Genomic DNA, 25,831 nt, shown 5'->3' on the forward strand with positions numbered 1-25,831 from the left:
CACCACCTTTTCGATCATCTCGACTGGGGGCTCAAGTCATACCGGGGCCGAAGGCCGGGAGCCTCATTGCGAGGCCACGAAGACGGTAACGGGGCTCCGCAGCCCGGCCCTCGGCCGGTCCAGGGGCGGGCTGACCAGCAAGATCCACCTGGCCTGCGACGGATCCGAACGCCCGCTCGCGTTCGCGCTGACCGGCGGCAACACCAACGACTGCACCCAGTTCACCACCGCAGGACGGCCCCGAACCGTCCGACCGCTCCGAGTGGCCCTGGTGACGAACCCGGGCCGCTCGGCTGCCCCTGGCCTGGCGGAGGGTGACCCCGAGGCCCCTTGTTCAGTCGATGACGGCTGTGGCTTCGACCTCGACGAGGAGGCCGGGGGCAGCCAGGGCGGCGACACCGATCCCGGTGAGCGGCGGAGCCGGGGTGGCCCCGAGCTTCGCAGCCGCCCGCGCAACGCCTTCGACGAACAGGGGCATCTTGTCGGGAGCCCAGTCGACGAGGTAGACGGTCAGCTTGGCCACCTGGTCGAAAGAGGCACCGACCTCGGCGAGGGCGGCGGCGACGTTGAGATAGCACTGCTCGACCTGGGCGACGAGGTCGCCTTCGCCGACGATGACCCCGTCGGCGTCCCAGGCGACTTGCCCGGCGATGAAGACCAGCTTCGACCCCGTGGCGACCGACATCTGCCGGTAGAGGTCCACCTTCGCCAGCCCTGCGGGGTCTACCAGGTTGATGGGCATGTCTGCTCCCTGCCGTGAGGAATCGCGGGAACGGTGCCACCGAAGCAGACGGCACGCGGTCCCCTGTGGTTACTGGGTAACCGTAGGAGACTGAACGTTGACCTGGAAGGACGCACTTTTCGGTGACTGGGGAACCTCATGGTGACCAAGCAGCTCAACGACTCATCCGACGATGCGGACCTCAGGCGTGCGGACTCGCCGGCACGGGAGATCTCTCGGACGTCGCCAACAAGTGGGCGCTCCTGATCATCGTGGCCCTCGGTGAGCGCACCCTGCGCTTCACGGAATTGCGGAACGAAGTCGAAGGCATCAGCCACAAGATGCTCACCCAGAACCTGCGCATGCTGGAGCGCAACGGCCTCGTCGTACGCGATGTGCACCCCACCGTGCCACCACGGGTCGAGTACTGCCTCACCGGGCCGGGCCGAGCCCTCCAGAAGACCGTCGACGTCATGTGCGACTGGCCCCACCGGCACTTCGGTCACATCGAGGCATCCCGCCGCTTCGACGCCTGACTACCGCTCTCGCCCGGACAGTTCACCGGGGCACCGCGACCAACAAAGCGGAGATCAAGCCGGAGCGAACCGAGTTGAAGGCCATCAGCGAGAGGCGTAGCGGATCCAGGAGTCCGTGAGGTTCTCCAGTGCCGTTCGGGTGGCGCCGCTGCCCTCCAAGTGGTCGGCGAAGGTCGCCTCCGGCCGTTCCAGCTGTGGCAGGCGGCCCGCCTCGGGGATGGCCTCCACAGCCGGCCCCTGCCGAAGGCTTCGTCGTACACGGCTCCGTGGACGGGTGACGATACGGTCGCTCTCGCCCCACAGCAGGAGGGCGGGAACGTCGACGCGCCGGAGACGGCGGAGCAGGGGCACGCTTCCCGGTCAGCCGGTGAAGGAGTCCACCTCACCCGGCTCCGTCTCCATGGCCTGGCGGTCGAACCTCAGCATGGCGAGGAAGAACAGGCCACCCAGGAGGAGGAGACCCACCACGATCACGACGGAGACGAGCGCCTCGTTCGGAGTCACCAGCACGAACAACGCGATGAGCGTCCACACCAGGGCGCAGATCGAGACCGGCAGTTCGAAGCGTCCGAGGTCGAAGGCACCCTTCTTGCGGCTCAGGCGTCCGCGTACCGTCAGGTAGAGCACGATGGTCGAGCCGTACGTGACCGCGGGGAAGATGGTCGAGGCCGTGACCAGCTCCAGCAGCGCGGCGCCCGGCAGCGCGACCATCAGGACGACGCCCAGGGCGAAGACCAGCACGGTCGCCGGGATCGGCGTCCTCGTGCGGGGGTTCACCCGCCGCATCAGCCGGTGGGCGGGGAAGCGCCCGTCGCGCGACATCGCGAAGACGAGGCGCGAGCACGCGACCATCACCACGATCCCGGCCCCGAAGAACGCGATGGTGATCGCGACCAGCAGCGTCCTCTCCATCGCCGGACCGAGCTGGTCACGCATGATCGCCGCGACCGGTGAGCCGTTGGCGCTGATGCGGGGGATGTCGTCGATCGCGACGGTGAGCGTGATCAGGAACAGCATGCCCAGGACACCTGCCGCCACGACCGATCCCACGATCGCGCGCGGGACGGTGCGGAACGGATCCTTGGCCTCCTCGGCCAGGTTCGCCGCCGAGTCGAAGCCGACGAGGGTCGCGAGCCCCATGATCATCGCAAGCATCAGCCCGCCGCCGACCGCGAATTAGTCGGGGGCGTGCTCGACGACGCCGCGCGAGGTGAGGTTGCCGACCGCGCCGTCGCCCGTGACCGCGACAGCGATGACGAGCGCGACCGCGACCACCACGACGAGCGCCAGTTCGAGCCCCACCGCGACCGTGTTGATCAGGCTGACCAGGCGGGTGGTGGCCACGGCCAGCACGGTCTGGACGAGCAGTACCACGAGCGTGATCAGACGTGCGGTGTCCTCGTTCGGTGTGATGCCGGCGAGCGGCATGAACGCCTGGCTGGCCAGCGCGTTGTCGACCGCCACCACGCCGATCGCCAGGTAACAGAAGGTCAGCCAGCCGAACCACCAGCCGATCTTCGGATTGGCCAGCCGCGAAGCCCACTGGTAGGAGGAACCGCTGAGCGGGATGCGGGCCGCGAACTGCGCGACCACCAACGCCACCAGGGTCTGTCCCACCGCCGCGACGATCCACAACCAGATCCCGACCGGCCCGGCGGTCACCAGGACTTCGTCGAAGGTCGCGAAGATGCCGACGGCCACCGAGATAAACGCGAACGAGATCACGAACACCTGGAAGGGGCCGAGCGTCCGCTTCAGCTCCTGCCGGTAGCCTCCGGCCTCGACGGCCCCCGCATCGCCCGGGGCATCGGACGAGGACTCCACCACCGCGGCCACCTCACCTTCCAGGGCCCCTCCAGCGCCCGAGGCACACAGCAGGCAGGGGCCAATCAGTGCACTATTTTCACCGTCTTCCGCCCCTATCTCCCGTTCGACTCACGCGACCGGCCGTACGGATGCCAGCCAGTCCCCGCCCCGCCCGCCCCGCCGGGCCGGCCCCGCGCCGGCGCGGCCCGGGCCGGCCCGGTCAGACGCCAGCTGCTGGTGGGACGCCCTCCGCGCGATCAGCCGAGCACCCCGGGCACCGGCCGGCTCATCGAGCACCACCTCACCCCACTCCAGCGAGGAGGTCCTGAGCGCAGGACACAGGATCGCCGACGAGGTCCTCGCCGCGTGCTGTCCAAACCTGTCCCCCGCCGAGCACACCGCGCTGCTCGGCCTGCTCGACCGCACCGACGTCGGCGCAGGCGCGTAGCCCGGCCGGTCACCCCGGCGAGCGCCCACTCGACACATCAGGCACACCAGGTTCCAGCCGGTGGATACTGCCGACAGCGGCGAAAGATCGACTTCCGGGCCGACGGCCGCTCCGCGAAAATGAGGAAGGGCTCCCCAAGGAAGACTGAGGTACACCATGACGGAATCCGAGGATGCCCTCGCCATCCGCCACGTCGCCGAGCGGCTGGTGAAGGCGCATTCTCACCTGGACGCCGCCCTGGTGCACAGTTCGGTGCGGACGGCGTACGAAGAGCTCAGGTACGCACGGGTACGCACCTACCTGCCCGTTCTGATGGAGCGCCGGGCGAAGGATCTGCTGCCCTCCGACGAGCAGGCGGAACCCGGTACCTGAGCCTGCGCATGGTGTGCCAGCGGTAGCCGGTGCGGTCAGTCAAGGGAGTGCTCCTGTACGGGATGACCTGCGTCGCCGGATACGGCCTGAGGAGGGTGGTTCGGTGCCCGCCGACCAGGCGTGACGGGGCGGTCGGCGGGCGCGGTGAGGAGGCTTGCGCGGTGAGGAGGCTTGCGCGGTGTTCAGGCGCGGGCAGCCTGCCTGATCAGGTCGGCGACGGCGTCGGGCTGGGAGACGTACACGGAGTGGCTGCCTGCCACTTCGACGACCTGGGCGCCGATCCGCTCGGACATCGCGTGCTGAGCCGGGGGCGGGATCATGCGGTCGTCGGTGGCGATCAGGTACCAGGCGCGCTTGGTGCGCCAGGCGGGCTGGGAGACCGCGCCGCCCAGGGCGTCCAGGCCCCAGGGCACCTGCGAGTCGGCCATGAATTCGGCTTGGGCGATGGGCAGGTCACCGGCGAAGGATTCGGCGAACTTGTCGCGGTCCAGGAACAGGAACCCCTGGTTCGGGGGCAGAATCGGCGGGACGGGGGCGCCGGGGGGCGGGTCGGCGATGAGGGTGCTCACCGACTCGCCCTTGTCGGGAGCGAACGCGGCGATGTAGACGAGGGCGTTCACCTTCGGGTGGTTGCCCGCCTCGGTGATCACGACGCCGCCGTAGGAGTGGCCGACCAGGGTCACCGGTCCGGGCATCCCGTCGATGACCTGCTGGGTGGCGGCCACGTCGCCCTCCAGTGAGAGCGTGGGGTTCTGCACGACGGCCACGTTGTAGCCGTCGGCTTTCAGTGCGTGGTACACGCCCTGCCAGCCGGAGCCGTCCACGAAGCCTCCGTGAACGAGCACGACGTTGCCGCGGGGTGCGGTGTCGTTCATTCATTCCTCCCGTGTCCGTCGGGATGCCCTGCCTGGGCGTCCCTTGCTGCGAACGCTACGAATGCGGGCGATTTCGCCGCTTCCGTCATATGACGTAGGTGACGCCCCCGGAGGGACGCAGGCGGCGTGTCAGTGCTGGTTGAGCTGTTTCAGCGCGTCCCGGAGCGCGGCCCTGGAGGTGACGCCGAGTTTCGGGAAGACCTGGTAGAGGTGGGTGGAGACGGTGCGCGGAGACAGGGAGAGTTGTTCGGCTATCCGTTTGTTGGTCAGGCCGGCGGCGGCCAGGTGGGCGATTTCCCGCTGCTGCGGTGTCAGGGCCGCCGTACCGGGCCGGTGAGCCGTGCGCGCAGCGGTGCCGCAGGCTCGCAGTTCCTGGTGGGCCCGGTCGGCCCACGGGGTCGCGCCGAGCTGCCGGAAGGTCTCGGCCGCGGCGGCCAGGTGGTGGCGGGCTCGTGCACGTGATCTGCCGCGCCGGAGCCGTTCACCGTAGGAGAGGCGGATGCGGGCCAGGTCGAACGGCCAGCGCTCGGCTCCGTCGACGGCAACGGCGGCCTCGAAGCCCTCGAAGCCCGCGTGCTGATCGTCGTCGCCGGCGAGGGCTCCAGCGGCGTGCACCAGCATCCGCAGCCGCGGGGAGACCGCGTCCAGGCCGGCGCTCCGGGCGGCTGCGGCGTGGTCCCGGGCCTGGCCGCGACGGCCGGTCCGCACGGCCGCGTCCACCAGGTCCATGACCGTCCACAGTGCTTGCGGGGCGAATTCCGGCAGCGACCCGGGGGGTGTGATCAGCGTCGCCTGCCGGTACGCCTCCTCGAAGTCCCCCCGGCCCAGAGCCGACAAGGTCCGGGCGTGGGCGGCGTAGGCGCGCACGGCGTCCGCGCGCCGCGGCCGGGCCCACTGGTCCATCTGGTCGGTCAGCGCCATGGTCTGCGGGTGGTCGCCGCAGGCCGCGGCCGCGCAGGCGAGGAGGTACTTCCCGACCCAGGCCTGCATCGGATAGTGGTACTGGTCGCACAGGTCCAGCCCCTCGCGGGCCACCTGCCGCAGCTCGGGCCACTGCCCGCTCAGCCAGGCGTGGTTGCCCAGCAGGAACAGGGCGTCGATGGCGGGCGTGACGTGCTCGCCCCGGCGGCTGCCCGCCACGACGCGGTGCAGGCCTTCCACGCATCCGTCCAACCGGTCCACGTACGCTCCGGCGATGGCCACCCGGACGATACGCAGCGGGTCCGACTCGTACGCCAGCTCCGCGATGGCAGCATCCAGCACTGCCAGGTCGGACGGGGCGGTGCGCGCGGGATCGGCGAACGTGCTGCGCGCCGTGGCCAGCACCGAGGGAGCGACCGGGTACTTGGCCAATGCGGCGTCGAACGGTGACCACAGCTCGGGCCGGCCGCCGAAGAAGCACACCAGCAGCAGGGTGTGCAGCGCCTCGGCCAGCGTGGCGTCGCCGGGGTCGTAGGGTTCGGGCCGCATGGTGAGGGCCCCGCACAGCAGCCGGTGTGCGGTGTCGATGTCTCCGGAGCCGTTGAGGAGGTAGGCCGCCCCGGCCACCGCCATGGCCAGCGGCGCCTCCCCGGGCGCGGTGCGGCGGGCGTCGTCCAGCAGGTGGGGTACGTCGCGCAGGTCGCCGGTGATGTTCGCGCCGGTGTAGGCCGCCTCGGCGAGGCGCCTGGCCCGTCCGGGACCCGCAGGGGTGAGCTCGGCGGCGCGCAGCAGCGCCGCGACCGCGGCGGGCCCGTCGCCTCGGCGGGCGATGACTGCGGCCGCCCGTTCCAGGAGTGCGGCGACCCGCTCGTCGGGGCCCTCCGCCGCCTGGGCGAGATGCCATGCCTGGCGTTCCGGAGCCTCCTGCCAGGCGCGGGCCAGCGCACGATGGGCGCTACGACGCTGGTCGCTGGTCGCCAGCTCCACGACCGCCGACCGCGTCAGCGCATGCCGGAACCGCAGGCCGGACGGTTCGTCCACGCGGATCAGCTGGGCCCGTTCGGCGGAGCCCAGGTGCCCCAGAGCGCACCGTCCGGCAGTGGCGCGCCGCAGGACCTGCAGGTCGCCGGTCCCGTCCAGCGCGGCCAGCAACAGCAGGTACCGCGTGGCCGGGGGCAGGCCGGCGATGCGGGAGGCGAACGCCGACTGCAGCCTGCGGCTCAGCGGTAACCGCGCGGGCAGGGCCTCGGAGGCCGCCCGCTGCGGGCCGCTGAGGGTGACCGGCAGCTCCAGAAGTGCGAGCGGGTTGCCCTGTGCTTCGGCCATCAGGCGCCGCCGTACCCGCCGGGCGAGCGCCGGGAACCGCTGGACCAGCAGGTCCTCGGCCGCGTCCTCGTCGAGAGGGCCCACGTCGCGGACCGGAAGTCCGCTGTGGTCGAAGAAGCCGTCCGCTCCCTCCCGGGCCGCGCACAGCATCCCGGCTCCGCGGCCCGCCAGCCGGAGCGCGACCTCGCCCAGGACCGTGGCACTGGCCGGGTCCAGCCACTGCACGTCGTCCACGACCAGCAGCGTCGGCCCGTGACTTGCGAACCGTCCGAGCACCGACAGCACGTCGCTCACGACCGCCTCGGGTTCGGGTGCCGGGCCGTCCCGGCGACCCAGCACCACGGCCAGCGCCTCCCCCGGGTCGACGGACGGCTGTCCGCCGCCCGCCGTCTCGATCAGCTGCCCGAGCCCGCTGAAGCTCAGCCGCGCCCGGTACTCCGCGCCGGCGGCCGTCAGGACGTGCATACCGCGGCTTCGGGCCCGGGACGCGGCGGCGGTCAGCAGCGCGGTCTTGCCGACGCCCGGCTCGCCGAGCAGCAACAGCGGACCGCCTCCGCCCGCCCGCGCGATCCCGTCCAGGAACAGGTCGATCCGGGTCATCTCCACCGTGCGCCCGATGAGCGGGCCGTCCGCGTCCGACACCGGCGGAGCGGCCTGGTCCGCCGGACGGCCGTGTTCGCCGCGGCCGGGGCCGGCGCCGTCGCCGGCACCCCCGTACGAAGTGGGTGGCATCGAGGGCGTCCTAGGAGTTTCCGGTGAGCACGAACCCGGCGACCTCGCGGGCGAAGAGTTCCGGCTCCTCCAGGTGGCCGAAGTGTCCGCTGCGCTCCAGGATCAGCAGCCGCGAGGCGGGAACCAGCTTGTGCAGTTCCTCCGCCCACCGCACCCCGCACACGACGTCGTGGCGTCCGGCCACGACCAGTACGGGCAGCCTCAAGGCACCGAGTGCCTCGCGGTCGTCGATCAGGTCGGGTTCGCCGCTCTCGTCCCGCCCGGAGATGTACGTGGCCCGCAGCGCGTCCTGCAGCTCGCCCCACCGCTGCGCATCAGACCAGTAGTCCGCGACGTAGGCCGGCACGATCCCCTTGGCCGCCGCCACCATGGCCTCGTCGTCGGCGATCGCCGGGATCGCCGCGAAGGCCTCCATCACCGCCTGCAACTCCGGGCGGCCGGCGTGGCGGGCTGCGAACTCCCCCACCTTGCGCATCATTTCCTCCCCGAACTCGGGCCCGGTGACCGGAGCGCTCTCGTACAGCACCATTCCGGCGAGCTGGTCGGGCCGGTGAAGCGCGTGGAACTGGGCGACGAATCCACCGTACGAGTGACCCAGGAGATGCGCCCGGTGAACGGGCAAGTGGTCGATCAGCGCGGCCAGATGACTGCTGTAGCGGGCTCGGGTGTAACCGTCGGGGTGGACGCCGAGCCGGTCCGAGCCGCCCGTACCGGCCGGCTCCAGGTACACCATGGTCAGGCTCTTCTCCAGCTCCGGTGCGCGCAGGTATCCCCACTCGATGCCGGGTCCACCGGGATGCGCCACGCACAACGGCCCCCTTCCGTGGACGTGGTACCGCAAGGTGACGCCCTCCACCACGAGGGTGTGGACGCCTTCGGCCAGCGGGCCGGTCAGAGGTGGCACCATCAGTGCTCCCGATCTCGAGGGCGGTCGATGACACCGGCAAGATGCCCGGATGGAGGGAAAGTTCGACCGCGCCGACGTGACGTGCGTCACGACGACCGGAATGGAGCGAGCGCCCTCTCCGCGGCCGCGACCAGAGCCGCTCCACCCCTCTCGGTTCCGGCCCAGGCGATGTGCCCGTCCGGGCGGATCAGCGCGGCCCGCACCTCGGCCCAGGCGGCCGGGGGCCGGCGGAGGGTCGCGATGCGTACGGCGAGTCCGGGCCGCTCCAGGACAGAGAGCCCGCCATCGGCCGCCAGGTCGAGCAAGACGTGCGCGTCGGCGCGCAGCAGGGAGAACAGGCCACCCTCGGAGCCGATGAAGCCCAGGTCCGGGGCGCGGGTGCCGGTGAGGGGGTGGGCCGCCGGATCTGCCGAGGGATAGCTGACGGAGAGCGCGGTGAGGCGTTCGGACAGGGACCGGTTGAACTCCGGCTCACGGGCGACCATTGCGCTGAGCAGTGAGCGCAGGGCCAGGTTCTCGGGCGTGAAGCCGGTCATCAGGGCGGTCTGGGCGCGACTGTGTTCCATCAACTGGGCGCCGACGGGGTGGCGCTCGTCGTGGTAGGTGTCCAGCAGGCCCTCCGGCGCCCGGCCGTTCAGTGTCGCGGTGAGCTTCCAGCCGAGGTTGTGCGCGTCCTGGATACCGACGTTCATGCCGACTCCGCCGGCGGGGAAGTGCTGGTGGGCGGCGTCGCCCACGAGGAACACCCGCCCGCGCCGGTACTGCGCGGCCAGCCGGGTGGCGTTGCCGAACCGGGAGAGCCACTCGGGATCGCGCATGCCGAAGTCCTCTCCGGCGATGGCGACGGCCTTGGCCCGCAGCTCCTCCAGGGTGAGGTCGCCCGGCCATGTGCTGGTGAGGCTGTCGGGGCTGACGCCGACCACGCGGTAGCGCCCGCCGGGCAGCGGCGCGACCATCAGGCCGCCGTGGGGGCCGAGGGTGCTGAAGCCGGGCCGCGGCGGGTTGTCGAGGGCGACGTCGCCGAGCCAGCCCGCCTCTTGAACCCGTTAAGCCCCTTACGACTTGGTACGCGACTGAGGTCGGGACGTGCCGGCCTGGTGGACTGTCTGGTGGTGATCAGCACGCCGTGCGGTGGACGGGAACCAGTTCGGCGCTCGGCCGGCGCCGCGTGCGGCAGCTGCAGCCTCAGGCAGACCAGGGTGATCAGCACCCGGTCGACGAAGACCAGCTGGTGATGGGGCCCGGCACCGGCCGCCCGCCGACGGTCGTGGCCGCGCCGTTCCTGGAGCGCAGACTCGCGCTGTGCCGCCCACGGCCCGGCCACTTCCTCGATCAAGTCGCCGAGATGTGCACGATCAAGGCCGCAGAGGCAGGACGGGACAAGGCCGCGCGGGCCGAGAAGGACGTCACAATCCACTCAACCGGCGCGGCCGTCGTCATGTCACTGCCGACCCCGCGCTACCGCGTACCGAGTCGTTACTGCGCCGGCCGGGGGAAGACCACCCGGAGCTTCTCGACTCGTCCGTCGCGACGGAACATGAGCCAGGCGAGCGACGGCGGGCAGACGTGGTCGGCGCCGTGGTGGGTGACGTCCATCTCCCAGATGGCGATGTCCCGACCGGCCACGACGTGGCGCAGGTGCTGGCGCACCCCGCCTTCCAGGTAGCTGCGCATGACCGGGACGGGATGGACGCGCTCGCCCGGCCTGCCGAGCCTGCCGACCATTTCGGTCTCCGCCGGCCACAGCTCGGAGATCTCCCGGGGCAAACCACCGGTCTCCCACGCCTGCAGGGTCGCCAGCGCCTCGCGCCTGCTCCCGTCGGTCACTGTGGAAGCGTCGTCGTGCGCCTGCTCGGCGGTCGACATGAGCACCTGGGCCATCTTCGTGCGGGCCTGGCTGAGCCTGCTGCGCACGGTGCCGACCGGCACCTCGCAGGCGTCGGCGATCTCCTGGTAGGAGGTGATACCGCTGAAGTGGCGCAGCATCAGCACCAGCCGCAGCTGCTGCGGCAGTTCCTCCACCGCGTCCCAGATCCAGTCGCGCATCGCGTGCCGCTCGATGCGCCGCTCGGGGTCCGAAGCCTCGCGGTCGCTCAGGTGCAGTCGGTCGAGGCCGTCCAGGCCCGGCACCTCCCGTGTGCTGCGCAGGCGCATGCGGCAGGCGTTGCGTACGATCGCACGCAGCCACGCTCCCGCGGCCGCTGGATCCCGCACGTCACCGATGCGCCGCAGCGCGGTCAATGCGGCTTCCTGGACCACGTCTTCCGCGTCGGGGCCGTATCCGAGCAGGCTCAGCGCCACTGCGCGCATCGATGCCTGATGGCGGGCCAGCAGCAGCCCGAGGGCTCCGGTCTCGCCGACCTGAGCCCTGCGGGTGAGTTCCTCGTCCGTGGGTCCCGCAGACGGGTCGAGGGGTGCCATGTCTCCGTACGCCTCCATGGCGATCCGTCACGAGCCGTGATGCACAGGGGAGATGAAGCTCCGACTATCCCATTCGGCGACGCAAACAGTGCAGTCCTCGCGCGTCCGGTCCAGGTGTGTGCTGCCGACGATTCAGGATCGGTGGACCGGCTCGGTTCCTCCGGCAGCCAACTCCCGGGGAAACCGGCCGGGACGGGAGCGGGCAGTTCCACCACCGCATGGACGCATCTGCGCTGTTCGGTGCACGGATCCAAGCGGCCGGCCGCTCGCCCCTGCCGGCCGGACCCGGCCACTGGATGCCCGGCCCGCCATCCTGCTCGGCCGCCATGCCGGGCAGCCGGGCAGCCGGGCAGCCGGGCAGCCGGGCAGCCGGGGCTCAAACGGTCCAGCTCCTGCCCCGTCGTGGGGCGGGTCTCGGGTCGTCCCTCGGCCCCGGTCCGCTGCTGCCCGTGGCGTTCCGGCCACCCGACAGTTGATCTCGATGCGCGTCGCGGTCCCGCTGTCGCAGCGCGGGTACCAAGCGCGCTGCGACAGGCGGACCCATGTCTCGGGAGGGGTCAGAGGCGGTTGATGAAGAGGCCGGCGTCGATGGTGTGGTCGACGGTGCCCGGTACGCCGGTGGTCACTTCGGCGGTGGCGTACTGGCCGGTGGCCACAGTCTCGGGGACGGCGTCGGAGTCGATGTCCGTGGAGCCCGGGCCGGCGCTCTGCACGGGGGACCACACGAGGCCGCTCGCGGCGGGCGGGCGGCGGGAGTTGATCACGCTGGTGTCGGCGGTGGACTTGTCGAAGCGGATCTTGTACTTGGTGTTCGGACGGACACCGTGCTCGGGGCCGAAGTAGTAGGCGCCGTCCGCGCCGGTGCGGACGGTGGCCATCAGGGTGCCGTCCTCGGCCAGGAGCTGGACGGTGACGCCGGGGATGCCCGGTTCGTCGTCGTCGACGCTCTGCGCGCCGCCCTTGTTGCGGTCGTACCAGACGCGGCTGCCGATCTGGACGGCCGGCTCGTCGCAGAGCGTCTCCAGGTCACCGAGGCCGTTGGCCTTGCCGAAGCCGCCGTCGAGCGGGTCGTTGAGCTTCTGGATGCTGAAGCCGTGCTCGAAGGTGTTGGTGCCGCGGCTTCCGGTGTTGCGGTCGAAGAAGCCGATGCCGCCGGTCCAGGCCTGGTTGGTCGGGTCCAGGGCGGTGCCGGCGAGGCGGCCCTCGCGCAGCGAGAGGCCGATGGCGCCCTGGGCGACCTCCTGGTGGACGTTGGGCCAGTTCTCACCCGGGTAGAACTCGATGACGTTGGCGGCCTGGCCGCCATTGGGCCGGGTGGCGGCGTTGTTCGGGCAGTTACCGGTGCCCTCCCACTCGAAGGAGCCGTCCGCCTTGCGGCAGGCCCGGTTCAGGTCGCCGCCGGAAATGGTGGAGTACAGGCCGCTGTAGGCGGTATTGGGATGCTCCATCTGGAAGCCGGTCATGTCGGCGAAGCGGTCCCGGAAGCCGAGGACCATGTCGCCGTTGCCCTCGATGGCGATGTCACTCAGGATCGGCTCGGGGTGGGCGACCATCTGGCTCGGTTGCGGGAAGGTGGCGACGCCCGTCGTCCACGGGTACCAGCGGTTGGACGAGGGGGTGCCGACGGAGGCCTCGCCGCGTGGGAAGTTGAGGGTCTTGGTGAGGAGCGGCGTCGCGCCGAACGTCGCGGTGACCGGGTTGTAGGCCCACACGGCCGCTCTGAGGTCGCCCGCGCTCTGGGTGGACTCGGCCGAACAGGTACCGCCGACGTACACGACGCCGTCGCGCACGCCGAGTCCGAAGGGCCTCCAGTCGCTCCCGGCCCGGCAGCCCGGGTCGGGGATGGCCACGGAGGTCACCGGCGCGGCGGCGGTCGGCTGCCCGGCGTCGTACGTGTACAGGCGGCGGTCGTTGAGGTTGACGGCGTAGAGCTGCCGGTTGTTCTCGGAGATGTCGATGTCGCCGAGGGACTCCTTGCCGACGGTGCCGACGAAGGGGCCGTCGAAGCGGACGGAGTCCTGGTGCGCGGTGGTGCCGGCGTTGGGGACGGTGGTGAACAGCGTGGTGGCTCCGCCGGCGCGGGGGGTGACGTAGATGGCGCCCTGCCCCGAGGGACCGTAGACGGTGTGCCGCTTGGCGTGGGCGCCGGTGAAGATGCGGCGCTGCGCCTTGTGGTAGGCGACGCCGTAGGTGTTGCCCGTGTCGTTGCGCGTGGCGAGGGTGGTGGTGTTGCCGCTGTTGCTGTCGCCGCGTTCGTTGAAGTCGAAGGTCACCGTGGTGCGCACGCCGCCGGACTTGGTGGCCGCGACCTGGCAGACGGTGCTCAGCCGGGGGTTGTCCTCGCACCAGTCGGCCGGGTTGCGCACGCCCATGGTGAGCTCGGCGTCCCCGTCGATCACGTCGATGACGGTGGCGTTCGACGCGAGGCCACCAGCGGCACCGAAGGTGGGCTGGAGGAAGGAGCCGTTGGGCATCTTCATCCGGACGTAGTACTTGCCGCCGGTAAGGGTGGTGTTCGGCGGAAAGACCGCGTATCCGTCGGGACCGGTCACTGCGGTGACCTGGTTGCCGTCGACGTCTGTCAGCTCGACGGTGATGCCGGCTGCCGGGGGTTCGGTCGCGCTGTCGTGGCGGCCGTCGGTGTTGGAGTCTCGGATGACTTTGATGCGGACGGTGCCGTCGCTGGGATCGACGCCGAGGGCGGGCTGCTGGAGCACGCCGGTGGTCAGGGCGAGGCCGGCGGCGACTGCCACCAGGGCCTTCCTCAGGGCTCTCAAGACTCTCCTCGATGTCACGCAAAGTGCGGATGAATACGTTGAGTGACCATCGTTTCGCGTTGCCGATCTTCCCTGAAAGGCTGCGGCGTCCAGTTCGCACCATTGAGTGACCCTCCCCACCAAGGGGTTGGGCCCTGAAGAACGGATTCAGCCCCGCTCCCCCAAGAGGCCTCCGCCAAGGGGCCGTTCGGGTGTGAACGCGGGCGGTACGAAGAAGGCTCCGGAGGCGGTGGCGGTCACAAACCGCATCAGGTCGTCGCCGTCGTCCAGGCGTCGCTGCGTGGCGATGAAGGTCCGGAGCCGGCGCTGGAAGCTGACGAAGAGCAGCCCCTGGTCATCGGGGCCGTTGCGGTAGCCGTATCCCCGGCGGAGCATCCTGCCGCTGCCCGTGGCGTTCGGATTGGCCCGCCGGGCATGCGCCATGGCCGGCACCAGGTAGCGGCCGCGCGGCGTCTTCGCCGACAGGTCGAGCCGGCCCAGCGCCTCCCCGCCGCTGAGCGGTGCGCCGTCCGCCTTGCGGCGGCCGATCGCCTCCTCCTGCCGGACGACGGACTGGTCGAGGAAACCGGCGACGTCGATGCGCAGCCGCCGCACGACGGCGATCGTCCCGTCGGCGAACGGGCCGGGACCGTCCAGCCACACCTCCCGGTCCAGTTCGGGGCGCGTGCGGGGGTTCTCGATCCCGTCGGGGAACCCCAGCAGATTACGGACAGGCCCGCCACCCGGCGGCCGGAAGCCCGCCTGCGACCACCGGCCCGACGCACCCCCGGCGGTGAGGATCTCGGCAAGACGCGTGTCGGCGAGGGCGACGGCGACCGGGTCGTTCGCGCACACCTGCACCAGCAGGTCACCGCCCCACGTCCGAGCCGTCCGTTCCTCACGGGCGAAGGCCGGCAGTTCCAGCCCGCCCGACAGTCCCTGTCCGGCGGATCCGACCGGACGCGGCCCCAACCCCACGGTCACGGTCAGGCCTCCGGCATCCACGCCCAGCGCCTTACCCGTACCGGGTTTCCCGGTCAGCTCCAGGACGGCCTCTCCCAGCCGGGCGGCCACCCGCGCGGGACCGGCTTCCAAGGGGAGGTCGTACACCGACACCACCGCGTGGGTCTGCGGTTGCGCCGGGCGGTCGACCCCCGCCTGGTGCGCGTCGGCCGGTTCGGCCCCGCCGTGCACAGGGGATCCGTCTCCCGCCGCGCGTGGTCGCGGCAGGGTGACCGAGTGGATGTCGGGCCGACAGGCACCCAGGGCCGCCGCGATGGGCAGCAGACCGAGCAGGGACCGGCGAACCGTCGAAGAGTTGTCACGCTGTGTATTCATGCGAGTACTCTATGCAGTAATGATCGACGGCCGACTGTCGCGGCCCGCTCCGCACGCTCCCGGACGAGGACGTCACACCGTGTCCGTTTCCCGCTCCCCACACCGACTCCGACTTGCCGCAGCGCTGTTGACCTGCGTGGCGGCGACCGCCTGCGCCGCCGGAACCACTGGCCCGGGCGACGACGCCCCGCGCGGTCCGGTCACCATCCGCGTACCCGCCGAAGCCCCGACCATCACCGCAGCACTCGGACGGGCCCGCCCCCACGACCTGGTACTGGTCTCACCCGGCCGCTACCGAGAGACCGTTCGGCTCCGCACGCGCCAGGTAACCCTGCGCGGCACCGACCGCAATCGGGTGGTCATCGACGGCGAGGGCCGACGCGGCAACGGCATCGTGGTCACCGCGCCCGGCGTCACCGTCGAGAACCTCACCGTCCGAAGCCATCTGCAGAACGGCGTCCTGGTGACGGGGCTGAAGAACGGCGACGAGGGCGTCGGGCGCGGCAGCGACGGCTACCACCGCCTCGACCCGGCGACCGACCCTCCGCTCGACGGCTTTCGCATCCGCTACGTCACCGCGGCGAACAACGGCCTCTACGGTATCTACGCCTTCAACGCCCGCCACGGGACCATCGAGCACAACTACGCGTCCGGCAGCGCCGATTCGGGCATCTACGTAGGTCAGTGCAAGCCGTGCGGGATCCTCGTGCGCGGCAACACCGCGGAGCGCAACGCGGTGGGCTACGAGAACACCAACGCCAGCGGCCCCTTGTGGATCGTCGGGAACCGCTTCACCGGCAACCGGGTCGGGATGACCATCGGCTCCGATTACCTCGAGGCCCTCACTCCCCAGACCGGAGCCACCATCGCCGGCAACCTCATCGCCGGCAACGCCGCCCCCGGCACCCCCGAACAGGCCGATGGCGGCTACGGGATCGGCCTCGGCATCGCCGGCGGCCGCGACAACACCATCACGCGCAACCGCATCACCGGCCACCCCCGGGCCGGACTGGTCCTCACCTCCACCGAGGACCTTCCGCCCGTCGGCAACCGGGTGACCGGCAACGTCTTCGCCGCCAACGCCTTCGACGCCGCCCACCTCGCCTCGGCCCTTGCTCCCGGCACCGGCAACTGCTTCACCGGGCCGGTCGGGCGCACGGTGCCCGCGGACCTGGCTACGGCCATGGCCTGCCCGGGTCGCACCACCCCTGCGCCTGGGGGCCACACACTGCCCGCCACCCCGCCGGCACCTCCTGGGCTCCCGTTCCTCGACGTCCCGCTGCCCCCCGCGCAGCCCCAGCTCCCCCGAGCCGCCACCGCACCGGCCACACCCGTCACAGCGCCCGCACCGGTCGATCCGGCAGACGTCCCCGTGCCCTCACCGACGTTGCTCGCGGACCACAGCCGGGACCGCCGATGAACCGCCGCACCTTCCTGTCCGCTGTGCCGGCGTCCCTGCTCGCACTCACCGCCTGCTCCGCCCCGGCCCGCGACACCGAGGCCGCCGCACCCCGGCGCCTCACTTCCGCGGAAGCCGACCGCATGGCGCTGGCCCGGTTCGCCACCTACCGTCGGGGCACCGGCGACGTCACCGCCACCATCCCGTCCCACGGCCGGACCCTCACCCTCACCGGGCGCATCGACTGGCGCGGCCACCACGGCTACGCGGAGATCCGCGACGACGCCACACCTCCCACCCACGAGCTGGTGCACTGGAGCCCGCACGGGGTCGCCACCCGCCCCCGGTGGACCGGGGGGCTCCCGGACCGGCCACCCGCCTCCGGGTGGGAGTTCCATCCACTCCGGCCGCACTCGACAGCGCTGGACTCCCTGTTGCTCCTCCTCCTGCACCTCGGCTCCGACAGGCCCGACAACGCACAACTCCTGGCCCGCAGCGACGCACGCTGGCTGCGCGACGACCGGATCGACGACGTCCCCGTCATCGTCGCGGCCGGCCCGGGAGCCCCGGGCGCCCCCGCGGGACGCGGCCGGCTCGGCAACACCCGCTACTGGATCGACGCCGACGGCCGGCTGCTGCGCTTCCAGGCCCGCCTCGGCGGCGAGGTCCGGTGGGCCACCGCCGAACTCCACCTGACCCGCCCGGCCAAGCCCCTTCCCGACCCGCCGGCCCAACTCGCGCAGGCAACCGCTCCGCGTTGATCAGGGGCACGGCCGCGGCCAACACCGCCTCGACGCGCTGCCGGGCTCAGTGGACGATCGCCATCTGTTGTGGGGCGTTCGTCTGCTGGGTGGGCGACCACATCGACCAGCAGGGCCTGGGGCCGGATCCGGACGAGCCGCCAATCGCATCGTCAGCCGCTGGAGTAGGCCGCCCTCGCCGGCTGAGGCTCGGCCTCGGCCACGTTCTCGGCGGCGCGGGCCTGCAGCCGGGCCATCCGCTGGGAGCGGCTGTCGGCGGCCCAGCGCACGGGTGGCCGCACGCCGGGGGCCGTAGCCGGACTCGGGTGACGGCGGCCATGAATCGGCGGGCCGCTGTCATGGGGTTCGGCAGGTCGTCCGGCTGCGCCCGCCTCCACCGCGTCCCGTGGAGGAGCACCGAACGCGCGATGCCCAGTCCGCGGAGCGGGTGCCAGAGGCGCGGTGGCGGCGGCGCTGACGGCCTGAGTCGGACGGAGTCCGCGGGCGTACCGGGCTCGCCGCCGCTCACCTTCTCTGCCAACTCCGGTGCGCTGCATGGGAACGGTCTCGCAGATCAGGTTTCGCGCGGAGTGTTCCTGGCGAAGTACTTCCACCATGGGCTTATCACCGGTTGCCGGTCATCCTGCTGTCGCTGTCTTCCGAGAGCCTCGAGGCGGCCGGTCCGTCCCGGTGTTGGGTCCACGGGTCGATGCTGAGGCGAAGCAGACCGCGCGCGTGCTGGCCGCGGTGTCGAGCCATGCCAGACCTGTCGAGCGCACCCTCGCGCTGCGGCAGGCCGCCACGGTCGCCGGTGAGTTGGCGGCCTCGCTGTCGGATCTGGCTCCGGCCGTGGTCGGTGAGGGACTGCCGGCCGAGTCGACTAGTCAGTCGTTCTTCCAGGTCCGTGAGCGGGAGCTGTCGGATCAACAGGCTGCCCTGCACGGTGTCCTGGTCATCCACCGCGGTCTGGAAGATCTGTGTGACGCTCCGCTGTCGGGTTCCGACCTGGCGCTGGAGGTGGCCGGGATGCGGCGGTCGGTGCTCGATCTCACCGGCGCAGCTCCGGGCGCGGATCATGGCTCCGTCCCGCCGGTGGCCGTCCCCGAGGCCGGTGCGGGATCGTCGTTGGAGAGTGTGTGGAGTGCTCGGTGGCTCATCGGTCACCAGGTCCATGTCCTGTTCAACGTCTGCGCCGCGGTTGCCGTGGCCGACGCCGCCCACCATCTGCGGCTCGGCGACGGCGTTGCCGCGCTCACGCGGCTGGCCGATGCGACGGTGTACGTGCGCGGCTTCCCGGCGGCGATGGCTCACGCCAGTACGATCCCGGCCGACTACTACATGGCGGCGATACGCCACACCATGGCGCCTCCGTCGGTGGACGTCCCGTTGAGCGGGCGCCAGCATCGCGGATACAAGCTGTTCCGGGCGGCGATGAAGGACCTGCTGTCCGTGGTTCCCGACTCCTACGAGCACTTGGCGGCCCGCGCCCCGGAGCTGGCCGAGGCACGGGGTGCCCTCCTGGAAGCCGACATCGTGGACGGTGAACGGCACGTCACCCTCGCGTACTCGATGGTGCACCTGCGCCGTTCCATCGCGCAGAAGCCCGAAGGCCCTGACAACGCGGTCGCCGAACTGCGGCTGATGCGGCATCGCCGCGCGGCCCAGTACGCCTCGCTGATCCGATTCGGGGACCACTACATCGCCGACGCCGTGGCCGGCCTGCGCCACTCGTGAGTCCGCGTGTCCGCCGCCCCCACCTCCGGCAGGAGACCCTGATGCCCGAGACGACGCCCGACACCACCCCGCGTTCTGCCGTCGCCGCCGACAGGGCACTTGACCCGGCCGATGCCGGCGCGTGCGAGCGGCTGGCCCGCACCCTGTGCAGCCGCGGGCACGACCAGGTCGACAACCCCGAGTGGGTGGCACGGGCCCGGGACGCCTGGGAGGACCTTCCGCTACTGCTGCGCCGTGAGGTGCGCCGGTTCCGACGGCACTCCGGCCCGCACGGCACCTTGGTGATCGGCGGCCTGCCCGTCGATCAGGCGGCGCTGCCCCCGACGCCGACCGTACCCGGCTCGGTCCAGCGCCAAGCCACCATCTCGGCCGCGGTGCTCACCATGGTGGCATGCGGGCTCGGCGAGCCCCTGGCCTACCTGGCCGAGAAATCCGGCGCCCTCGTGCAGGACGTCGTGCCCGTCCCTGGGCAGGAGACCTTCCACGGCAACGCCGGATCGGTGCCACTGTCCTTCCACACCGAGAACGGCTTCCACCCCCACCCACCCGACTATGTGGTCTTCCTGTGCCTGCGCGCCGACCACGACCGACGCGCCGGCATGCGCATCGCCGGTATCCGCCAGGCACTGCCGCACCTCACCCCGGCCAGCCGTCAGGCCCTGTTCGAACCGGAGTTCATCACCACACCACCACCCTCCTTCAGCCCCGACGCCGCCGGTGAGCCGGGCCGCAGGCCCCGAGCGGTGCTCTCCGGGGCAGTCGAGGACCCCGACATACGCATGGCCCAACTCGTCACTACTCCGCTCACCCCCCGGGCCGCCGCGGCACTGACCGAATTCGGCCGCGCCTGCGAGGCGAGTGCCCGCACCCTGCGCCTGACACCCGGCGACCTGGTCGTCATCGACAACCGCGTCACCGTCCACGGACGGACCGCCTTCCACCCTCGTTATGACGGAGCAGACCGCTGGCTGCAACGCACCTACGTCACCACCGACCTGCGCCGCTCCCGCGACCACCGCCCCCACGACGGCCACGTACTCGCCCGCTGACCAGGCACATCTTCACCGTCGCCGTGTCGGCCGTCCACGCGCCCGGGTGCGCGCACCGCCGGCGGGCCGCGAGCGGTCTCACGGCCCGCCGGCACGGCGGCTACATGCGCTACACCCTCGACCTGCCCGATCTGAGGACGCTGGACGCCGTACGCACGCGGGCCGTCAGCAGGGGACGCCGGCGACCATGGCGGTCGGAGCGGTGACGTTCACGAGCTCGGCACGGCTGCCGGTGGAGACCAGGTAGGTGATGGTCTGGTACTCCACCGCCAGACCCATCCTCTGACCCGCCTTGATGGTGACCTTCCAGCCCGTGACCCGGGATTCCGTGGAGCTCACCTTCGTTCCGAGACTGGCGTTGAGGACCTCGACGGCCTTCACCGAGGCGTTCGCGCTCACCTCGTAGTTGACGGTGTAGGTGGAGTCCTTCTTGAACTCCTGGTCGACCCCGGAATTGTTCTGCAGACAGTCCGTCAAAACGGTCCACTTCTGGCCGTAGCTGTAGGGCTTGGCGCCGCCGTTGGATCCCCCGCTCGGGCCTCCGCCGCCGCTGCCGGGCACGCTTTCCCAGCCGAAGGGGTTGTACGGGGGGTTCACGCGCTCGGACTTCCCCACGATCTCGACCCGCTGCATGTCATACGTGTCACCGATGCCGCCGTTGCTCCAGTTGATGGTCTCAGAGAAGGTGGTGGCGCACCCCATGGCGTCGTCGAACTGGGGCCACATGATGTAGCAATCGCCGACCGCGGCGGCCAGGTTGGGGGCCACCGCGGCGGGCACGGCGGTGAGCAGCGAGGCGCCGACGGTGACGGCTGCCAGGGACGTCCGGAGTTTCACTGGTGCTCCTTGAGGGTTCGGCTCGGGGAAGCCCGTTCGAACAGTTCTGCGACTGTCGGGGCGTCGGCGCAACACTGACAGAGCCTCAGGGCATTAGCTAGGATGAATTTCAGCCATCCGCGCGTTAGCTGAAATGAATGAGTACGATGGTGCCGGACACATAGGCAGGACGGGGAGGCGCACAGTGACGGCAGACGGGCCGGGTGCACCAGCCACCCTCGCGGACCGGATCGAGCAGCTCTTCCGGACGGTCCGCCGGCCGGGCGGGGAGCCGCACAGCAACGAGGAAGTCGCCCGGGCCTGCCGGGAAGCGACCGGCGAGAGCTTCTCCGCCACCTACCTCTGGCAGCTGCGCACCGGGCGGCGCGACAACCCGACCAAGCGTCACCTCGAAGCCCTGGCCCACTTCTTCCAGGTACCGCCCGCCTACTTCTTCGAGGACGAGCAGGGCGCGCGGATCGCCGAGGAGCTGGCCCTGCTCGGGGCACTGCGGGACGCCGGCGTCCACGACGTCGCCCTCCGGGCCGTGACCCTCTCGCCGGAGGGGCTGGGTACCATCAGCGACATGATCGAAGCGATCGCCCGCCGCGAGGCGAGAGCCCGGTCCTCCGAGTGATCTCGCGGAGGCGTTGTCCGGTGCGCGGGGCGCGCTGGGCACGCGGGGCCGACACCCCACCAGGGTCGGTCAACGGGAGGCGCGACGGCTGGGGGCGGAAATGACGAACGGGGAGCGGCGCAGGCTCTGGCGGCGCTGTCGGCGGCTGGCTGCGACGCTGGCCCTGCCGGATCCGTTCGAACTGCCCGCCCTCGCCGAGGTGTTGTCCGCACGCATGGGCCGACCGGTCGAGTTCCTCCCGTTGCCCGCGGGCGCCGCCGGCACCTGCGGCATGCTGCTGAGCACCGACCGCGCCGAGTACATCGGCTACCCGACCGACACCACCCCGTTGCACCAGCAGCACATCGTGCTGCACGAGGTCGGCCACCTGCTCCGCGGCCACCAGGGCGCGGCGCCGGCGGCCGGGCACTCCGCCCACGCGGGCGTCGCGGTACTGGTGCCGCACCTCTCCGGTGAGTTGGTCCGCCGGGTGCTGGGGCGCAGCGTGTACGACAGCACCCAGGAGCAGGAGGCCGAACTCTTCGCCTCGCTGGTTCTGCACCGCACAGCCAGACCCAGTGGTCCGGCCGCGCCCGGCGCCGCGCACCCGAGCGAGGAGACGGTCGGGCTCTGCGGAATCCTCGACACCCCGCGGCGCCTGCAGCACCGCCCGCCGGCCGCGCCGTGATCGGCACGGTCTCGTGGCTGGCCGGGGCCGTCGCGATCGTCGGGCTCCTCTTCCGGATCCGGCTCTGGCGCGGCAGCCCGCTCCAGCCCGGCGCCCGCCACCTGGTCGCCTTCACGGTCGCCATCGGACTGTCCATGGTCCTGACGCCGTTGACCCAGGGCCTGCACATCACCACGCCGTCGTGCCGCCTGATGCCCCTACTGTCCGCCGAGCTCAAACTCGCAGCCGAGTGCTTCCTCGTCCTGACGGTGCTGGCCGTGCGGCCCGGCGGCCGCAACCGCCTCCGGATGAGGTGGCAGGTCGTCGGCTCGGTCCTGGTGATGGTGGCCTCCGCGGTCCTCTACCGGGCAGCCGGGGTAACGCCGGTGGGCTCCATGCTCACCGTCGAGGACGGCGGACGGGCGGCGCTGACCGGCTACGACGTGCTCTTCACCGTCCACAGCCTCTGGTGCGTCGGGCTGTTCACCGTGATGATCCACCGCTCGGTCCGGCAGCTCGGCCCGGGCCTCCTGCGGACGGGACTGTGGCTGATCGTCGCAGCCGGCGCCTGCGGGCTGCTCTGGTCCGCCCGGAGTGTCTTCCCCCTGATCTCCGCGTTCCGCACGGGCCGTCAGAACGGCGGGGCAAACCTGTACTCCGCCTCCGTAGGCCTGGCCACGCTCGTGCTGATCATCTGCGGAATGACCCTCACCGCCTGGGGGGACCGCCTGGCGGCGCCGGTCCACCGCATGCGCGCCCGCCGCAACCACCGCCGCATCGGCCCGCTCTGGTCGGCCCTGTACGCCGTCCGCCCCGAGATCGCCCTGGAACCGCCCACCACCGGAAGCCGCCTCGGCAGCCTGACCGTGAACCCCGAATTCGCCCTCTACCGGCGGGTCATCGAGATCCGCGACGGGCAGCTCGCCCTCCGCGCACACCTCCACGCCGGGGTACCCGAGTGGGCCGCCGAAGCCTGCCGCGCGGCCCGCCTCGACCAGCGGCGCACCGCCGCGACCGTCGAGGCCGCGGTCTTCGCGGCCGCACTGGAGGCGCTGGCCGCCGGTCGGCGCTACCCGTACCCGGGCACCCACGGCCACACCCCGCCCACCATCGCTCCCGACCTCCGCACCGAGAGCTCCCGACTCGCCCTCGTCGCCGAAGCGTTCACCCACTCTCCCGTCGTCGCGACCATCCGACGCCGCGTCCGGACGGAATTGGACCTCCACCCCGTCGACGCGCCGGGTTCCTGACGGCGGACGGGTGCGGGTCCGGCCTCCGCGTGCGGGGTTGGGCGCGGCGGGCCGCTGCGGGACGTCACCCGCCTGACCCGGTGACGTGAACCTGTACCTCGGATGGCGGCGACGAGGGGCAGCAGTGGCAGTCCGTCGGGGCGCACCCAAGACTCGTTGCCGGAGATGGACACGAGGGAAGGGCAGCAGCCAACGCCGCAAGCCGAAGAAGAAGGCATCACCGCGCGCCCGATCGGTACGGTGGATCGGCGTCGGAGCAGAGCCGCACGCCTGAGGACTGCGATCAGGCGAACCATTCTGGACTCTGGCCGAGGTGTGCCAGGCCTGCGCCTCGCGGATCCCCCACACCTCCATCCTCGCGCGAGCTCAGAGTCCGGCCCGCGCAGGTGCGTCAACGGCCACCGCGGCCGCGCCGCCGGCCGCCCGGTCAGCGGTCCCGGGCGGGTTCCCCTCCCGACAGCCCGCTCCCGAGGAGCTGGTGCGACGGCGCCGTCCCCGTGCCCCGTCTGCTCGCGCATCTGGCGAGCCTGCCGGATGGCGTCTGCCTCAACATCGCGCTTTGTTGACTGTCCACAATTTCTTCGCCCAGTCTGCGATGTGGTCGGCCGCGTCCGGGACCGGCGCTCTCGTGTTCAGCGGTCCGCGGCACGTACGGGCCCCGCGGCGGTGGACGGGACGGTGGCGGGTTCGGCCACGGCGGCGGCCACCAGGGCGGAGGTGGCGACCCAGCGGCCCTCGTAGGCAAGGGGTGTGAAGTGCTCCGGGGAGGGGTGGCGGCGTCGGACGCGGACGGTGAACGAACCGTCCGTACGCAAGGCGATGTCGGCCTCTCCGAACTCCAGCGGCAGGCCGGTCCGCGGGAACCACGCTTTGTACACCGCCTCCTTGGCGCAGAACAGCACACGGTCCCAGCAGACCCGCGGGACAGTGGCGCTCAGCACGCGGTGCCTGGCGTGTTCGGCGGGCACCGCGACGGCCTCCAGCACATGCGCGGGAAGGGGCCGGTGGGGTTCGGCATCGATCCCGAGGGCGGCGAAGTCGCCACGGCGCGCCACCGCGGCCGCCCGGTAGCCCTCACAGTGCGTCATGCTGCCCACCACCTCCGCGGGCCATGAGGGGGCTCCGCGTGCGCCCGGCAGCAGGGGGGCCGGCGGCCGCCCCAGCTTGGCCAGCGCCCGGCGGGCGCAGAGGCGGGCCGTGGCGAACTCACGGCGGCGGCCGGGCACGGCCCGCGCGATCGCCGCCTCCTCCTCGGGGAACAGGAAGGCGGCGGGATCGTCGGCGAACGCCTCGGAGACCGCCACGGCGGCGGGCAGGATCTCGTCGATCACCGGCATCAGGGCAGGACCGCCGACGACGGGTTCCAGGCCGCCTTCCACCACTGGGGGTTGTCCCTGTACCAGGCGACAGTCCCGGCGAGCCCCTCGTCGAAAGCGATGCGCGGCGACCAGCCGAGTTCTTCACGGATCTTGGTGTCGTCCAGGGAGTGCCGCAGGTCGTGTCCCGTTCGGTCGGTGACGTACCGGATCATCGACCGGTCGGCTCCGCACAGCCGCAGGATCCGCTCGGTCAGGGCCAGGTTGGTCAGTTCGTTTCCGCCGCCCACGTTGTAGATCTCGCCGGCCCCGCCCCACATCAGCACGTGGTGCACGGCCCGGCAATGGTCGTCGACGTGCACCCATTCGCGGCGGTTCCGTCCGTCGCCGTAGAGCGGGAGCGGAGTGCCCTCGAACAGATGGGTGACGAACCGCGGGATCAGCTTCTCGGGGTGCTGGTACGGGCCGTAGTTGTTGGAGCAGCGGGTCACCGAGAGGTCGAGGCCGTGGGTGTTCCAGTAGGAGCGGGCGACGAGGTCGGAGCCCGCCTTGGACGCCGCGTAGGGGGAGTTGGGCAGCAACGGCCGGTCCTCGGTCCAGGAACCTTTCTCGATCGAGCCGTACACCTCGTCGGTCGAGACGTGCACGACGCGCTCCACGCCGGTGACCAGCGCCGCGTCGAGGACGGTCTGCGTACCGAGCACGTTGGTGCGGAAGAACTCGGCCGCGCCCGTGACGGAGCGGTCGACATGCGACTCCGCGGCGAAGTGGACTACGGCGTCGTGCCCCGGCAGCAGGTCGAGCAGCAGCTCCCGGTCGCAGACGTCGCCGCGGACGAAGGTCATCCGCGGGTGCTCCGCGGGCAGGTTGGCGCGGTTCCCGGCGTAGGTCTCCTTGTCCAGGACCGTGACCCTGGCGTTCTCCGCCCCCTTGTACTCCCCCGCGAGCAGGGACCGTACGTAGTGGGAGCCGATGAACCCGGCGCCCCCGGTCACCAGGAACCTCATGACACGGCCTCCTTCGGCTCGGAGAGCCGGCCGACGGCGGCGCCGCTCACGAGGGTGGGGAAAGAGCGGCGCCCGGCT

At 71.5% G+C, this 25,831-nt stretch carries 21 protein-coding genes and 3 pseudogenes; 10 read left to right on the top strand and 14 right to left on the bottom strand.

Annotated features, from left to right (window positions below):
• Positions 1-247, top strand: a pseudogene (locus ACZ4YL_RS34375) (IS5/IS1182 family transposase); the annotation flags it as partial.
• An 87-nt stretch (positions 248-334) separates the two neighbouring features.
• Here the strand turns inward: ACZ4YL_RS34375 and ACZ4YL_RS34380 are convergent.
• Positions 335-742: a RidA family protein gene (locus tag ACZ4YL_RS34380; RefSeq protein ID WP_468121750.1), complete on the bottom strand. Its 408-nt coding sequence runs from the start codon at positions 740-742 to the stop codon at positions 335-337.
• A 138-nt stretch (positions 743-880) separates the two neighbouring features.
• On the opposite strand from ACZ4YL_RS34380, the pseudogene ACZ4YL_RS34385 reads away from it, so the two are divergent.
• Positions 881-1,257: pseudogene (locus ACZ4YL_RS34385) on the top strand (winged helix-turn-helix transcriptional regulator).
• 84 nt (positions 1,258-1,341) lie between these two features.
• Here the strand turns inward: ACZ4YL_RS34385 and ACZ4YL_RS34390 are convergent.
• A complete protein-coding gene (locus ACZ4YL_RS34390) occupies positions 1,342-1,485 on the bottom strand; it encodes a hypothetical protein (protein ID WP_468121751.1) in 144 nt (47 codons plus the stop codon).
• Between the two features lie 132 nt (positions 1,486-1,617).
• Positions 1,618-3,093, bottom strand: a pseudogene (locus ACZ4YL_RS34395) (APC family permease).
• A 574-nt stretch (positions 3,094-3,667) separates the two neighbouring features.
• On the opposite strand from ACZ4YL_RS34395, the gene ACZ4YL_RS34400 reads away from it, so the two are divergent.
• A complete protein-coding gene (locus ACZ4YL_RS34400) occupies positions 3,668-3,883 on the top strand; it encodes a three-helix bundle dimerization domain-containing protein (protein WP_468121753.1) in 216 nt (71 codons plus the stop codon).
• A gap of 182 nt (positions 3,884-4,065) precedes the next feature.
• Here the strand turns inward: ACZ4YL_RS34400 and ACZ4YL_RS34405 are convergent, their stop codons facing one another.
• The 7 genes from ACZ4YL_RS34405 to ACZ4YL_RS34435 form a co-directional block, all read right to left on the bottom strand.
• Positions 4,066-4,758, bottom strand: coding sequence for an alpha/beta hydrolase (locus ACZ4YL_RS34405; RefSeq protein ID WP_468121755.1), 693 nt, complete (start codon positions 4,756-4,758; stop codon positions 4,066-4,068).
• A 129-nt stretch (positions 4,759-4,887) separates the two neighbouring features.
• Complete coding sequence (locus ACZ4YL_RS34410; protein WP_468121756.1) at positions 4,888-7,737, bottom strand: AAA family ATPase; 2,850 nt, start codon at positions 7,735-7,737, stop codon at positions 4,888-4,890.
• A gap of 10 nt (positions 7,738-7,747) precedes the next feature.
• A complete protein-coding gene (locus ACZ4YL_RS34415) occupies positions 7,748-8,644 on the bottom strand; it encodes an alpha/beta fold hydrolase (RefSeq protein WP_468121758.1) in 897 nt (298 codons plus the stop codon).
• An 86-nt stretch (positions 8,645-8,730) separates the two neighbouring features.
• Positions 8,731-9,600 (bottom strand): FAD-dependent monooxygenase, encoded by an 870-nt coding sequence (locus ACZ4YL_RS34420; RefSeq protein ID WP_468121759.1) that lies wholly within the window; start codon positions 9,598-9,600, stop codon positions 8,731-8,733.
• Positions 9,601-10,120: 520 nt separating this feature from the next.
• A complete protein-coding gene (locus ACZ4YL_RS34425) occupies positions 10,121-11,065 on the bottom strand; it encodes an RNA polymerase sigma factor (protein WP_468121761.1) in 945 nt (314 codons plus the stop codon).
• Positions 11,066-11,622: 557 nt separating this feature from the next.
• The gene (locus tag ACZ4YL_RS34430; RefSeq protein WP_468121763.1) at positions 11,623-13,818 is read right to left on the bottom strand and encodes an SdrD B-like domain-containing protein; all 2,196 of its coding nucleotides are present in this window, start codon (positions 13,816-13,818) and stop codon (positions 11,623-11,625) included.
• Between the two features lie 171 nt (positions 13,819-13,989).
• Entirely contained in the window at positions 13,990-15,159 is a 1,170-nt protein-coding gene (locus tag ACZ4YL_RS34435) for a Dyp-type peroxidase (protein WP_468121765.1), read from the bottom strand.
• 79 nt (positions 15,160-15,238) lie between these two features.
• On the opposite strand from ACZ4YL_RS34435, the gene ACZ4YL_RS34440 reads away from it, so the two are divergent.
• Together ACZ4YL_RS34440 and ACZ4YL_RS34445 are read left to right on the top strand one after the other, a co-directional pair.
• Entirely contained in the window at positions 15,239-16,579 is a 1,341-nt protein-coding gene (locus tag ACZ4YL_RS34440; protein WP_468121766.1) for a right-handed parallel beta-helix repeat-containing protein, read from the top strand.
• Complete coding sequence (locus ACZ4YL_RS34445; RefSeq protein WP_468121768.1) at positions 16,576-17,319, top strand: hypothetical protein; 744 nt, start codon at positions 16,576-16,578, stop codon at positions 17,317-17,319. Before ACZ4YL_RS34440 ends, ACZ4YL_RS34445 begins: the two co-directional genes overlap by 4 nt.
• Before the next feature lie 152 nt (positions 17,320-17,471).
• Here ACZ4YL_RS34445 and ACZ4YL_RS34450 read toward each other — a convergent pair whose 3' ends face one another.
• Positions 17,472-17,600 carry a hypothetical protein gene (locus ACZ4YL_RS34450; protein WP_468121769.1) on the bottom strand — a complete coding sequence of 43 codons (129 nt, stop codon included), beginning with the start codon at positions 17,598-17,600 and terminating at the stop codon, positions 17,472-17,474.
• Positions 17,601-18,033: 433 nt separating this feature from the next.
• Between ACZ4YL_RS34450 and ACZ4YL_RS34455 the strand changes: the two genes are divergently transcribed.
• Together ACZ4YL_RS34455 and ACZ4YL_RS34460 are read left to right on the top strand one after the other, a co-directional pair.
• Positions 18,034-19,032 (top strand): hypothetical protein, encoded by a 999-nt coding sequence (locus tag ACZ4YL_RS34455; RefSeq protein WP_468121771.1) that lies wholly within the window; start codon positions 18,034-18,036, stop codon positions 19,030-19,032.
• 41 nt (positions 19,033-19,073) lie between these two features.
• On the top strand, positions 19,074-20,081 hold the full coding sequence (locus tag ACZ4YL_RS34460) for a TauD/TfdA family dioxygenase (protein WP_468121772.1): 1,008 nt from the start codon (positions 19,074-19,076) through the stop codon (positions 20,079-20,081).
• Positions 20,082-20,246: 165 nt separating this feature from the next.
• Here the strand turns inward: ACZ4YL_RS34460 and ACZ4YL_RS34465 are convergent, their stop codons facing one another.
• A complete protein-coding gene (locus tag ACZ4YL_RS34465) occupies positions 20,247-20,918 on the bottom strand; it encodes a DUF6426 family protein (RefSeq protein WP_468121774.1) in 672 nt (223 codons plus the stop codon).
• Positions 20,919-21,102: 184 nt separating this feature from the next.
• On the opposite strand from ACZ4YL_RS34465, the gene ACZ4YL_RS34470 reads away from it, so the two are divergent.
• From ACZ4YL_RS34470 to ACZ4YL_RS34480, 3 genes are all read left to right on the top strand, one after another.
• Entirely contained in the window at positions 21,103-21,534 is a 432-nt protein-coding gene (locus tag ACZ4YL_RS34470; RefSeq protein WP_376163141.1) for an XRE family transcriptional regulator, read from the top strand.
• A 100-nt stretch (positions 21,535-21,634) separates the two neighbouring features.
• Positions 21,635-22,201 (top strand): ParH-like protein, encoded by a 567-nt coding sequence (locus ACZ4YL_RS34475; RefSeq protein ID WP_468121775.1) that lies wholly within the window; start codon positions 21,635-21,637, stop codon positions 22,199-22,201.
• The gene (locus ACZ4YL_RS34480; protein ID WP_468121776.1) at positions 22,198-23,430 is read left to right on the top strand and encodes an MAB_1171c family putative transporter; all 1,233 of its coding nucleotides are present in this window, start codon (positions 22,198-22,200) and stop codon (positions 23,428-23,430) included. The genes ACZ4YL_RS34475 and ACZ4YL_RS34480 overlap by 4 nt, the downstream gene beginning before the upstream one ends.
• A gap of 632 nt (positions 23,431-24,062) precedes the next feature.
• Here ACZ4YL_RS34480 and ACZ4YL_RS34485 read toward each other — a convergent pair.
• Both ACZ4YL_RS34485 and rfbB read right to left on the bottom strand, forming a co-directional pair.
• Positions 24,063-24,812 carry a 4'-phosphopantetheinyl transferase family protein gene (locus ACZ4YL_RS34485; protein WP_468121778.1) on the bottom strand — a complete coding sequence of 250 codons (750 nt, stop codon included), beginning with the start codon at positions 24,810-24,812 and terminating at the stop codon, positions 24,063-24,065.
• Complete coding sequence (gene rfbB, locus ACZ4YL_RS34490; protein WP_468121779.1) at positions 24,767-25,753, bottom strand: dTDP-glucose 4,6-dehydratase; 987 nt, start codon at positions 25,751-25,753, stop codon at positions 24,767-24,769. The genes ACZ4YL_RS34485 and rfbB overlap by 46 nt, the downstream gene beginning before the upstream one ends.
• Between the last annotated feature and the right edge of the window lie 78 nt (positions 25,754-25,831).

The organism is Streptomyces sp. NPDC030021 (genome assembly GCF_055574035.1).